This window comes from Sporosarcina sp. 179-K 3D1 HS (genome assembly GCF_047228905.1).
Classification (GTDB): domain Bacteria; phylum Bacillota; class Bacilli; order Bacillales_A; family Planococcaceae; genus Sporosarcina.
The window spans coordinates 144,683-157,343 of sequence record NZ_JBFEGI010000005.1 but is presented as its reverse complement, the minus strand read 5'-3'; the positions used below and the strand labels follow the sequence as shown (position 1 = coordinate 157,343).

Annotated in this window: 12 protein-coding genes; 11 read left to right on the top strand and 1 reads right to left on the bottom strand. The window is 43.0% G+C overall.

Annotation, left to right across the window (positions count from 1 at the left end; genetic code table 11):
* Positions 1-22 precede the first annotated feature (22 nt).
* The 10 genes from AB1K83_RS09155 to AB1K83_RS09110 all read left to right on the top strand — a co-directional run bounded on the left by AB1K83_RS09155 (position 23) and on the right by AB1K83_RS09110 (position 10,328).
* Positions 23-1,708 (top strand): thiamine pyrophosphate-binding protein, encoded by a 1,686-nt coding sequence (locus tag AB1K83_RS09155; protein WP_413057882.1) that lies wholly within the window; start codon positions 23-25, stop codon positions 1,706-1,708.
* Positions 1,709-1,722: 14 nt separating this feature from the next.
* Positions 1,723-3,168, top strand: a complete 1,446-nt coding sequence (locus AB1K83_RS09150) for an aldehyde dehydrogenase family protein (RefSeq protein WP_413057881.1) — start codon at positions 1,723-1,725, stop codon at positions 3,166-3,168.
* 15 nt (positions 3,169-3,183) lie between these two features.
* Positions 3,184-3,969 carry an aspartate dehydrogenase gene (nadX, locus tag AB1K83_RS09145; RefSeq protein ID WP_413057880.1) on the top strand — a complete coding sequence of 262 codons (786 nt, stop codon included), beginning with the start codon at positions 3,184-3,186 and terminating at the stop codon, positions 3,967-3,969.
* A 23-nt stretch (positions 3,970-3,992) separates the two neighbouring features.
* Positions 3,993-5,300, top strand: coding sequence for an aromatic ring-hydroxylating oxygenase subunit alpha (locus tag AB1K83_RS09140; protein WP_413057879.1), 1,308 nt, complete (start codon positions 3,993-3,995; stop codon positions 5,298-5,300).
* A gap of 22 nt (positions 5,301-5,322) precedes the next feature.
* Positions 5,323-5,832: an aromatic-ring-hydroxylating dioxygenase subunit beta gene (locus AB1K83_RS09135; protein WP_413057878.1), complete on the top strand. Its 510-nt coding sequence runs from the start codon at positions 5,323-5,325 to the stop codon at positions 5,830-5,832.
* Between the two features lie 81 nt (positions 5,833-5,913).
* Positions 5,914-6,702, top strand: a complete 789-nt coding sequence (locus tag AB1K83_RS09130) for an SDR family NAD(P)-dependent oxidoreductase (RefSeq protein WP_413057877.1) — start codon at positions 5,914-5,916, stop codon at positions 6,700-6,702.
* 78 nt (positions 6,703-6,780) lie between these two features.
* Positions 6,781-8,541 (top strand): 2-oxoacid:acceptor oxidoreductase subunit alpha, encoded by a 1,761-nt coding sequence (locus tag AB1K83_RS09125; RefSeq protein ID WP_413057876.1) that lies wholly within the window; start codon positions 6,781-6,783, stop codon positions 8,539-8,541.
* Entirely contained in the window at positions 8,522-9,391 is an 870-nt protein-coding gene (locus tag AB1K83_RS09120) for a 2-oxoacid:ferredoxin oxidoreductase subunit beta (protein ID WP_413057875.1), read from the top strand. The genes AB1K83_RS09125 and AB1K83_RS09120 overlap by 20 nt, the downstream gene beginning before the upstream one ends.
* Before the next feature lie 53 nt (positions 9,392-9,444).
* Positions 9,445-9,690, top strand: coding sequence for a ferredoxin (locus AB1K83_RS09115; RefSeq protein WP_413057874.1), 246 nt, complete (start codon positions 9,445-9,447; stop codon positions 9,688-9,690).
* Between the two features lie 101 nt (positions 9,691-9,791).
* On the top strand, positions 9,792-10,328 hold the full coding sequence (locus tag AB1K83_RS09110) for a cupin domain-containing protein (protein WP_413057873.1): 537 nt from the start codon (positions 9,792-9,794) through the stop codon (positions 10,326-10,328).
* Between the two features lie 239 nt (positions 10,329-10,567).
* On the opposite strand, the gene AB1K83_RS09105 is transcribed toward AB1K83_RS09110, so the two are convergent.
* Positions 10,568-11,155 (bottom strand): hypothetical protein, encoded by a 588-nt coding sequence (locus AB1K83_RS09105; RefSeq protein ID WP_413057872.1) that lies wholly within the window; start codon positions 11,153-11,155, stop codon positions 10,568-10,570.
* A gap of 313 nt (positions 11,156-11,468) precedes the next feature.
* Here AB1K83_RS09105 and AB1K83_RS09100 point away from each other — a divergent pair, with 313 nt between their 5' ends.
* A complete protein-coding gene (locus AB1K83_RS09100; RefSeq protein ID WP_413057871.1) occupies positions 11,469-12,506 on the top strand; it encodes an acyltransferase family protein in 1,038 nt (345 codons plus the stop codon).
* Positions 12,507-12,661 lie beyond the last annotated feature (155 nt).

The following is a 12,661-nucleotide window of genomic DNA, read 5'->3' as shown; positions in this document are numbered from 1 at the left end:
TGGATTGAGGGTTGAATCTAAAATGGAAACTAAACATAACTTGGATTTTACAGTTGCGGATGCAGTAGTGAAAGAGCTGGTAAATGCCGGAGTTGAAGTTGCATTTGGCATCGTTAGTATACATAATATGCCTATTTATGACGCAATATTAAGAGATGGCACAATCCAGCTTATTTGTTCAAGAGGAGAAAGTGGAGCAGTTAATATGGCTGATGGCTATGCACGTGCTACTGGAAAATTGGGTGTAGTCATAACAAGTACCGGTACAGGGGCAGGAAATGGAGCGGGTTCGCTAGTCGAAGCCTGGGCTGCCGGCGTACCGCTTCTTCACCTGACTGGTGAGGTTGCATCTCCTTATCTTGGGACGGGCAAGGGTTACATTCACGAATGTAAAGATCAATTGTCTATGATGAGCGGAGCCTGTAAAAATGCAGTACGCTTGCGGCAACCGGAACAAGCATCCTCTTTATTGAAGAAATCCATACAGGAAGCGTTGGCAGCACCTGCCGGACCGGTATCTCTTGAAATTCCAATTGACTATCAATCTGCCATTATTGAAGATGTTACGCTGGAAGAAATCAAACCTGAGAGTCTGACAGATATAAAATTGATGATCCCGGAGAAAGTGGCTGAAATGGTTGTCAAAGCAAAAAGGCCAGTGGTTTGGGCGGGAGGCGGAGTGAATTCTGCAAGGGCGTCAAAAGAGTTGCGGAAACTTGCAGAGCAAATCGGGGCGGCTGTCATTACGAGCCAATCCGGAAAAGGGGCCATCCCCGAAAATCATCAGCAATGTATCGGCCATTTTGCAGCCAATGAAGCCACGAGGGAATTTCTGGAAGATGCGGACTTGCTGATCAGCGTGGGGGTTCGCTTTAGAGGAAATGAAACAGCCAACTGGAAAGTGCCTGTTCCTGAGAAACATATTTCAATAGATGCAGACTGGATGGCCATCAACAGGAACTACGAAGCGACGATCGGGTTGGTTGGAGATGCCAAGGATATTTTAAAAGGCATAACCGAAGTATTGGATGAACAGCCAATTACCCCGGATGCCTCTTATTTGGAAGAAGTTCATGCACTTCGGAGCAAAGTACGTTCGGAATTGAGAGAAACCCTTGGGCCTTACGAGAAAATCCTGGATGGGATGACGGAAGTATTGCCCCAAGATTCGATCCTCGTCCGTGATGTAACCGTACAGGCGAATGTCTGGGGTAGCCGTCTATTTGAAATTTATGAACCAGGCACTTCAATCCATGCATCCGGCGGCGGGATCGGTCAAGGACTTCCAACAGCAATCGGTGCCCAAGTAGGTTGTAAAGATAAAACTGTCGTGTTAATGGCAGGCGATGGCGGGTTCATGGTCAACGTAGGAGAAATGGTGACAGCTGCTGAAGAAAAGCTTCCATTAATTATCGTCTTATTCGATGATTCGGGATACGGTGTCCTGCGCAACATTCAAGATGCGGCATACGGTCGCCAAGTGGCTGTGGATCTATTAAGTCCTGATTTTGTGAAACTGGCAGAGGCTATGCATTTTGATGCGGTAAGAATTCAGTCTGCAGATGAGTTTGCTTCGGAATTAAAGAAAGCGGTAGAGAATCGCAATCCTTCGATGATTGTTGTGGATATGGATAAAGTTGGGCCAATGGCAAAACCATTTGGAGGACCTCCAGGAGCAGCCGAGTCATTTAAACCAAAGAGAATTTAGCGGGAGGTAAAAAAATGATTGCAACTTACCCTGAAACATCAGGAAAGTGTCTTATTAATGGAGAATGGCGGACTGTAGACAAAACAGCAGATGTTATCAATCCGGCACATACACATGAAGTAGTTGGAAAAGTCGCCTTATGTTCTAACGAAGTAGTCAATGAGGCGATTGAGTCCGCAAACCAAGCATTTAAAGAATGGTCTTGTTCCGATATCAACGATCGTTCAGACCGTATGAAAAAAGCGGCGGAAGAGCTGGCTCAAATTGTGGAAGAGAATGTAACCCTGTACGTCAGAGAAAATGGGAAAGCATTAGTTGAAGCGAAGAAAGATCTGCTTAGATGTGTAGACGTCATGAAAGGGTCTGCACAGGAACTGCTTGAGTGGTGGAAACCCGAAAAATATATGGATGGGCAAAACGTTCAAATCAGGAGACGACCGAGAGGAGTTACAGCGATTATTACCCCTTGGAACTCACCGATGGTTTTGACTTTTAAAAGAGTAGTACCTGCAGTTCTTGCAGGAAATACAGTTGTTGTGAAACCGGCAACAAACTGTCCTTTAACCATTATGAATTTTCTTAAAGTATTAGCATCCCATTTTCCGGTAGGCGTCATTAATATTGTAACTGGATCGGGAAGGGAAATCGGAGACAAACTCTGTTCTGACTCTCGAGTGAAAACGATTGCATTTGTAGGCGGCACGGAAACTGGTAAAGATATTATGAAGAAGTCTTCAAGCACTCTTCAAAAGATATTTATGGAGTTGGGCGGAAACGATCCAGCAATCATTCTCGAAGATGCCAACTTGGATAAAGATGCAATTGAACGGTTGAAAATGGGCGTTTTACGGGCAGCCGGCCAAGTATGCTCTGCCATTAAAAGAATTTACGTCCATGAATCTCGTTACGATGAATTGGTAGAAAAATTGACGAAATCATTTGAAAGAGTGGTTGTAGGGGACGGCATCCAGCCGGATGTAACGATGGGACCTTTAAATAATGAATCTCAATTTAATTACGTTACGGGGTTGCTTGAAAGAACTTTGCAAACAGGTGCAAATGTTGTAACAGCAGGAATTCAATTGGATCCCGAGACATGGGATCATGGTTACTTTATGCTTCCATCTATTGTAACTGGAGCACAACAAGATAGTGAAATTGTTCAAGCAGAGCAATTTGGCCCGGTTATCCCCATATTGTCGTTCTCTACTAATGACCAAGCTGTAGAAATGGCGAATGACAGTCAGTTTGGTTTACGAGCCTCTATATGGACTGAAAGTGAAGAAAAGGCGATAGAAGTGGCAGACCGTCTGGAAGCGGGAGCTGTATTCCATAACAACCACACGGTCTTTAAAGATTTGAGACTGGATTTCCCAGGACTGAAAGAGAGTGGGTTATCACGTGAAACTAGACACGGAAGCCTGGAGTTATTTGCGGATTCGTACGGATTCGGTGACTAAGAAGGAGGGAGCCGTGTGAAGGTAGGCTTAATCGGCTGCGGCAATATTGGTGAATTCCTTTTACAATCTATCAATATAGAAAACCTTCTTTCGGGCGCTGAAATTATATCTGTGTTTTCGCGCCGGAGTGAAGTGGCAGATCGCATTGCAAAAAAATACAACACAACCGCTTATGGAGATATGGAATCCTTTCTCAATTCAGGCATTGATACAGTCGTTGAAGCAGCAACAGTCGAGGCTGTCCGTGAATACGGCTTGAAAATCCTTGAAAGTGGAGCCGATTTGATCGTAAGCAGTATCGGCGCCATGGCTGACAATTCGTTTTTGGAAGCAGTGCAGGAAGTCTGCGATGAGAAGAATGTAACTGTCCTTCTCCCACCAGGCGCGGTAGGCGGGCTAGATTTACTGAAATCAGCAAAAGCGATGGGGGAACTGGAATCTGTCTCTTTGACAACAAGAAAGCCCCCGACAGCTCTGCCTACTGGAGAGGTTCTGGAAGCAGAGATGACACTTTTTGCAGGGCCTGCTAGTGAAGCAATTAAAAAGTTTCCGAAAAATATTAATGTCGCGATAGCACTTTCCTTAGCAGGATTGGGACCAGATCGCACCGATGTGAAAATTATTGCGGATCCAAATGCCTCCAAAAATAGCCATACAATAGAAGCAAAAGGATCATTTGGCAGTTTCAAGGTTGAAATAGAAAATAACCCGATGCCAAATAATCCGAAAACAAGTTTTCTAGCTGCATTAAGCGTTCTATCGATACTTCAGAATAAAGACCGATCCGTACAGATCGGCTGATTATTAGCGGGGAGGTAAAGAAAATGATCAAAACTCAAACGAGGCAGTTATCAGATGAAATGACAAAAGAGGAACTGACAAACCACTTAAAAGAAACGGTCCATCCAGAGAAAGGGATTATTCCCGCCTATATTTTAGGGGATGAATCTGTTTATGATTTAGAACACGAGAAGGTATTTTTGAAAACATGGGTTTTTGTCGGTCATGAGTCTGAAATTCTGAAAGAAAATGATTTTATGACTCGTGAGCTTTCAGGATACTCCATTATCATTACACGGACTAAAAATAACCAGATCAATGCTTTCTATAATATGTGTACGCATCGGGGCATGAAGCTCTGCCGTGCTGACAAAGGAAATAAGAAGACATTCCAATGTCCATACCATGGATTCAACTTCAAAAATACAGGTGAATGTATCGGAGTCCCCCTGCAAAAAGATATTTATGGCGATGACTTTGACCGTACGCAAATGGGACTGAACGAAGTGCGGATTGAATCGTACAAAGGCCTTTTATTTGCCACATGGAATGATGAAGCGGAACCGTTGAAAGACTTCTTGGGTGATTTCACTTGGTATTTGGACTTGTTGGTCGGTCGCGCAGAAATGGAAGTGATTGGAGAACCCCAGCGCTTTATCGTAAACTCCAACTGGAAAATCGGCTCTGACAACTTTGTTGGAGATTCCTACCACACCATGGTCACTCATGGTTCGATTGCAAAACTTGGCATGGTTCCAAGTGCGACCTATTCCAGGAAGGGTTATCAAATCTATACAGACAATGGCCACGGTTTAAATCTGGGTATGCCTAATCCGGTCTTCGCTTTTCCTGAGGATTTAAAAGAGGAATTCAAGTCGAACTTAACGGAAGATCAATACGATGTGTTGAGTAATATGAAAAATATGATTGGGAACGTATTCCCTAACTTGTCTTTCCTCATTTCACATACAGAGATCAAAGGGCAACCAATTTCCAATACGTCTGTCCGGATGTGGAGACCAATCGGTGTCGGTAAAATGGAAGTGACGGCATGGATGCTAGTTGAAAAGAATGCTCCACAAGAATGGAAAGACCGTTCAAGAGATGCATTTATCCTGACTTTCAGCCCTTCCGGCATTTTTGAACAAGACGACACGGAAGTTTTTACAGATATTACTTTGGCGGCTTTAGGAAAAATGCCATTCCAAAAGAATTTGACCTATAACTACACGATGGGACTTCAAAGAGAGACCGTGAATTTTGTAGGCCCAGGTGTCGCCTACGATGACAAATTCTCTGAAGCGAGTCAGCGAAATTTTTATAAATATTGGCTTGCACTTATGACGGAATAAGAAATTTAAAAGGAGGACAGACATGAATATTGAAAAAATGTTAATCCATGCTGGATTTGAACAATGGCTATATCATGAAGCTGCTCTGCTTGACAATATTGAGTTCGATGATTGGTTTGATCTGATGCATCCAAGTTTGCTCTATCGGATGCCTGTCAGAGTTAACAAAGAAGGTACTGAGCGACCGGACTACTCTACAGACATGTTCGCCTTCCATGATGATATCGAGCTTCTGAAGCTGAGAGTCGACAGACTGAAAACAGACTACGCCTGGGCTGAAATACCACCGTCCAGAACCCGCCGATTTGTTAGCAATGTTCGAGTGGAAAATTATCAAAAAGACAAGATTGCCAAAGTGAAAAGTTACTTGCTCATCTATAGGAGCAGGAGCACGGACATTCACCATGATTTAATATCTGGTGAAAGAATCGATGAGTTTCTATATGAAGAGGGACAATGGAAATTATCGAAGCGTGAATTCATTGTCGATCAATCTACAATTAACACGAGAAATCTTGCAATTTTTGTCTAGTAACATGAATCATTAATCAACCTAAAAAGTTATTTATATCGTTTACTGCTGTGACTCCAAGTTCGAAAAGAGGTAATACTTATGGGAACAGGTTTGCAAAAGAAAGTAGTTATAGTAACAGGTGGTACATCGGGAATTGGAGAAGCCGTCACCAGACGATTCATCCAAGAAGGGGCGCAGGTCAGTATCATGGGCCGCTCCAAGGACCGGCTTGATAGAATGTCAGATGAATTTGGAAAAAACCTACTTACAATTCAAGGCGATGTGAGCAAATATGAAGATAACCAAAAAATAGTGAAAGACACGGTTGAGAAATTCGGGAAGCTGGATGTGTTTATTGCGAATGCAGGAGTGTTCGACGGCTTCGCTAAATTTTTGGATGTCAGTCCGGAAGCAGTCGAAGAAGCATATGATTATTTGTTTGATATCAACGTAAAAGGGTCATTTTTAGGGGCGAAGGCCGCTGCAGAGGAGTTGGTAAAAACAAAAGGCAGCATTATTTTCACCGTTTCAGGAGCAAGTTTCTATCCGGATGGCGGCGGTGTCTGGTATACGGCAAGCAAACATGCCCAAATCGGCTTGCTGCGCCAGCTTGCGTTTGAACTGGCGCCGGATGTCCGGGTCAACGCTGTCGCTCCGGGAGGCACATTAACAGCTTTGTCTGTTATTCCGCCGCTACAGCCATATGTGAAGATAATAGATAATGACACGAAGGCAAAAAATATTAGAAAACGCAATCCGCTTCAGATTGCCATGTCATCCGAAGATCATGTCGGTGCATATGTCCTTCTAGCCTCAGATGAATCCAAAGCGATCACGGGAGAAATCATTTCCAGTGATGGCGGCTTATCAGTCCGCGGTTTGGGCTGATAAGTGCAACATTATGAATCAAATGAGACTTGACTACCCAAATTTCATCATGTCGAAATGTAGGAGTGAAAAATTGCAATGAAGAAGCAGATTACATGGAAAGTCGGTGGGCAACAAGGGGAAGGGATCGAAAGTACGGGTGAAATTTTCTCGATCGCATTAAATCGGCTTGGCTATTATTTATATGGATACCGCCATTTCTCTTCCAGGATCAAAGGCGGACATACGAATAATAAAGTCCGGGTAAGCACCGCGAAAGTCAACGCGATTTCAGAAACAGTGGACATCCTCGTTGCCTTTGATCAGGAGACCATTGATTTGAACCAGCACGAACTGACTAAAGAAGGCATCATCATTGCAGACGCCAAGTTTCAGCCTGAGAAGGCGGAAAGGACGAACGCCGAGCTTTTCTCCGTTCCATTTACAGAAATAGCTTCCGATCATGGCACTTCATTGATGAAGAACATGGTGGCGATCGGTGCCACGTGTGCTGTCATGAACTTGGAAGTCGATGTATTCACGGGTGTCATCCGGGAGATTTTCGGAAGGAAAAGCGAAGAGATGGTCAAGAAAAACATGAATGCGATGCAGGCAGGTTTTCAATATATGAAAGAAAACCTGGGGAACGCTTCCGGCCTGTCCCTTGCCGAGGCGGATGGCACAGGAAGAATGTTCATGATCGGCAATGATGCGATTGCGATGGGGGCAATGGCTGCAGGCGCCCGGTTGATGCCTGCCTACCCGATCACTCCAGCCTCTGACATCATGGAATATTTGATCAAGAAACTACCGAAAGTCGGCGGCACCGTGATCCAGACAGAAGATGAGATTGCCGCTGTGACGATGGCGATCGGCTCCAACTATGCGGGTACAAGGTCATTTACCGCTTCTTCAGGACCTGGAATGTCCCTAATGATGGAAGCAATCGGACTGTCGGGGATGACGGAAACACCTCTTGTAGTCGTGGATACACAACGAGGAGGACCTTCCACAGGACTGCCGACGAAACAGGAACAATCTGACCTCATGCAGATGATTTACGGGACGCATGGCGAGATCCCGAAAGTGGTCATCGCTCCAAGCACTGCGGAGGAAGCTTTCTATGACACGGTGGAAGCATTCAATATTGCGGACGAATACCAGTGTCCGGTAATCCTTTTATCCGACTTGCAGCTGTCGCTTGCGAAACAGACCGTCACGCCTTTTGACTTCGGGAAAGTGGAGATCCGCCGGGGCAAAGTGGTGGAAGAACCGGAAGAGTTGGAGGATAAAAACGCATACTTCAAACGATATGAAATTACGGAAGACGGAATTTCTCCACGGGTCCTTCCAGGAACGAAGAATGGGATCCATCATGTGACGGGATTGGAACATGATGAAGAAGGACGGCCGAACGAATCAGCGGCGAACCGGCAGAAGCAGATGGAAAAGCGGATGCGCAAACTGGATTCCTTAGTGGAACGATTCCCGAATCCGATTGCGGTAGATGCCCCTTATGAAGAAGCGGATCTCATATTAGTCGGGTTCAACTCCACGCGTGGGGCCATAGAGGAAGCGGTGGAGCATCTGCGGAAGGAAAACATCAAAGTCAACCATATGCAGATCCGGTTAATCCATCCTTTCCCAACTGAACAGGTGAAGCCATATATCGAGTCTGCTAAAAAAGTGCTGGTTGTAGAAAATAATGCAACAGGGCAACTCGCTAATATCATTAAGATGAATGTGGGCTATATCGATAATATCAGCAGTAAATTGCGATTCGACGGCGATCCATTCAGTCCGGATAATGTATACACAGCAAGCAAGGAGGTCCTCGAACTTGAGTACATCAACATTTAAAGATTTCAGAAACTCGGTAAAACCGAATTGGTGTCCAGGCTGCGGAGACTTTTCAGTACAAGCGGCTATTCAGCGGGCTGCTGCAAACGTCGGAATCACCCCTGAAGAACTTGCCCTGGTGTCGGGCATCGGTTGCTCGGGCCGTATATCGGGCTATATCAGATCGTATGGATTCCATGGAATTCACGGACGCGCCCTGCCGATTGCGCAAGGAGTGAAAATGGCAAACCGGGATCTCACGGTTATCGCGGCCGGCGGAGATGGGGATGGATTTGCCATCGGCATCGGACATACAATCCATGCTATGCGGCGAAATATGGATATTACGTATATTGTCATGGATAACCAAGTTTACGGTCTGACCAAAGGACAAACGTCTCCACGTTCGGATAATGGCTTTATCACTACGACGACTCCGGAAGGTTCCATAGAAAAAGCAATTTCACCAATGGAAACGGCACTGATCAGTGGAGCGACATTCGTAGCACAAAGCTTCTCCACTGATATTAAAGAGTTGACCTCTATCATAGAAGCGGGCATCAATCATAAAGGTTTCTCCATCATAAATGTATATAGTCCTTGCGTGACTTACAATAAGGTGAACACTTACGACTGGTTCAAACAGAACCTGATCAAGCTGAGTGACGTGGATGGATACGATCCTTCCGACCGAACAATGGCCATGAAGACATTGATGGAAAGCAATAGCTTGGTGACAGGTATCATTTATAAAGAAGAAAGTCCATCTTATCAGGACATGATCAAGGGATATGCAGAAAAACCTTTATCCAAATCCAGTCTGGAGTTGGAACCGGAACTCATTCAAGAACTGATCAATGAATTCATGTAAGCTTTCGAAATGTAGTGCAATGCCTACCTTACTTTTAGGAAGGAGATGCTGAAATGGCTAAATTCACACTGGTAGACAAAGAAACTTGTATAGCTTGCGGCGCCTGTGGCGGGGTGGCCCCGGATATCTTTGATTACGACGAGGAAGGTTTTTCGTACAGCATTTTAGACGATAACCAAGGGATTACCCCGATAGAAGGGGATCTGGTGGAAGACTTGATGGATGCCATCGACGGATGCCCTACCGAATCGATCAAAGTCGAGGAAAGCCCATTTATGAGTGAAGAAAAAGCGGGTTAATCGGCAAGCGGTTGAGCGCAAAGAGGTAAGTATTTTTTTATTGCGTTTTTTAAATGAAACAATGTTTCTAATATAAAACAAACTTATTGGGAGGAGTCACCATGAGCAAAGAAAAGTTTTCAGTCGAAGAATTTGAGAATAAATATGTGGCCCGTCTTTCAGAAAGAACCCTGGATTGGAATGTACTCAAGTTTCAGGAAGAAATCGATCCGCGTTACAAGCGGGCGCAAATGCGTTACATCGGAAGAGGAGCCACGGCCAACAACGATTCAAATGTTATCCAAGCAGAGCACTTCACATTGAGCACGATGGTTTTACCGGCAGGCTGCATTGGTCCGTTACATCTTCATGATGACGTAGAGGAAGTTTTCTTCATCCTAAAAGGAGAGGTCATGGCATTAATTCAAGTTCCTGGTGAGGAAACAGTCCATGAAATCAAATTGAGTGCACGGGACTGCATCTCTTCCCCGCCTGGAGTTTATCGCGGCATCCGCAACGATTCGGACGAAGAAGCGCTGATGCTCGTCATGCTGGGAGCTGTTAAACCGAACTTGCCGACATATCCGACGGGCTCGAAGCTTGAAGAGTTACGGCTGGAACGAGCAGCGGAAAGAGAAGCGATTATCCAGTCGAACTGATCCAATTTATTAAAGCGAGCCTGCATTGAGAAACGCTTCTCCTTATGGAAACCTGAACAAAACTGATTAGAAACTGAAGTATACCCTCCAATACAAAAAGGTCCCTCTCACCAATTCAGTGAATTGGTGAAGGGATCGTGTTTTACTCTATCGACGTGCTTCAATGTTTTCCACAATAACTAGACAGATATAGTTTCTTCTCTTCACCCTATGGAAAAATCAGAATACGATCGGAATGCTTAATCTCTAATTACTTCAACATTGAGTATCGTGTTCGTTGCCTCCAAATAAGTGAAACGATACTTCTGTCCTTCATATATGAGAAAACTCTCCCAATGGAGTTTCATATCGCCTTCACTGGTTTCAATTAGTACACCCGTAGAACGACGAGTTCCTCTATATACATCCGTAACTAATAAGTCCTTAACTTGCCATTCTCCGTTTGAATAATCTTTCATATCCTGAATCGACTTTCTTGCTTCATTAGTAGTGATAAGTAATAGAAGTATGGTAATTAGTAAGGTAACTATCCCACCCAATGCGAATTTGATGACCGATGATTTTTTGATCCTCTGAGGATTAAAAACAACAATCACAAAAATGAGATATAGGAAAAACGAACAGAGTATCAAAGCACCCACACATAAAAAGGACATCCCAATGAAGTCAAGGACGAACGCTGTATAAAGATCCGTCACAGATCGATTCCATGCAATAATACCGGAGCCTATTATAGCAATAATACCGGCAATAATTAAAAAGCGTTTCACGATTCGTAATCGTTTTTCGTTTTGTTCCTTATTTAACTCAATTGATTTCTTCCTCATAAACATTAACCTCTCATTCGCCTATTCACTTAGGTATGGTCTATTGCCAGTAAACGTTATACCTCTTCTCATAGGGAATACGAATGAAAGTGGTCTAAAGTTTCAAAGGTGAAGAATTGCCATCTGCAATATCCCATATTGAGAGGGCATAGGAATGTTGTCAACTTTATCTAACCAACTAGACCTGAAGAGCATACAATGAATAATGTACTTTAGAAAGGATTGGTTGATTAAGAATTAATAGAGGAGTAAAGATCTGTTAAACGGAAGGAGCTTATCTTAATGTGTATAATAAGGGACGGATGTAGCTAACATGCGAAAAAAATTAATACTTATTCAATTCTCTAGAGCCCTAGTCCCGCTTTTAGTAATGCTTTTTCATGTATCGGAGAGTATGAATGGGTATTGGAATTATAGCTTATTGAGTTTAACCCTCCTTCCTCTATCAGGAGGTGTAAACTACTTTTTTGCTTTATCAGGTTTTATGATCTATTATATCTACCATGACAAATTTACGCAGCCTAATGAATTAAAAGGTTATTTGCTTAATCGTGTTATTAGGGTTTATCCGTTATATTGGGTTCTTACTTTAGTGGCTATCCTAGTTTTTCTTTTATTTCCTTATCTAGGAGAGATCACACCTCAAGCAGTTATTTCATCTATTTTTCTTATCCCCGATCCGAGTGAATTAGTGCCAGTGCTTGATGTAGCATGGTCACTCGTCCATACTATCTATTTTTACCTCATATTTTCAGTGTTTTTTTTCTCCAAACGATATGTTTCAAAAGTAATCTTAGTTAGCTTTGCATTCATTTCCGTAGCCTTTGTAGTGGGAATGTTATGGTCTGAATCCGATCTAATCAACTTTTTGTTTAACGAATATAACCTTATCTTCTTAGCTGGTATATGGTCAGCATCCTTTATTTTAAACTATCGAATTAATATGAAATTGTCAGTCTTTCTTGCTGTGATTGGCTTCATTGGCTTTCCGTTAACTTGGTTAAATTATATCTATAATGTTGTTCATTTGAATTTTGATATTGCCACAGGTGTATCTTCCATTCTAATTATTTTGGGATTAGGATCTATTGATATGCAAAAGAGTATAGCCATCCCAAAATTATTAAACTATGTAGGAAATGCCTCATTCGCTATCTTTTTATCTCACAATTTAGTTCTAACTATTTTTTCTGAGTTATTCAGTAGAATTAATGTATTTGAAATGTTAGGTGGGATACTAACAAGTATTATTCTAATGATAGTAGCAACGAGTATAGGGTGTTTTGTTCATTCATTCATTGAACAACCAATTATTAGAGGGTTAAAAAGAATGAAAGTGGTTAATAAGTGATGAAGGATTCTGAAGTGTATCGAACCTATCAATATAGATACTGATATCATGATAGGTATACTAGGGAGTTAGACATAACAATTGGTTGTCGTTTGTGATAGTATTCATTCTAAATAAAACCATAAAAAAAATAGAGTTGACCAATAGATCAGGTC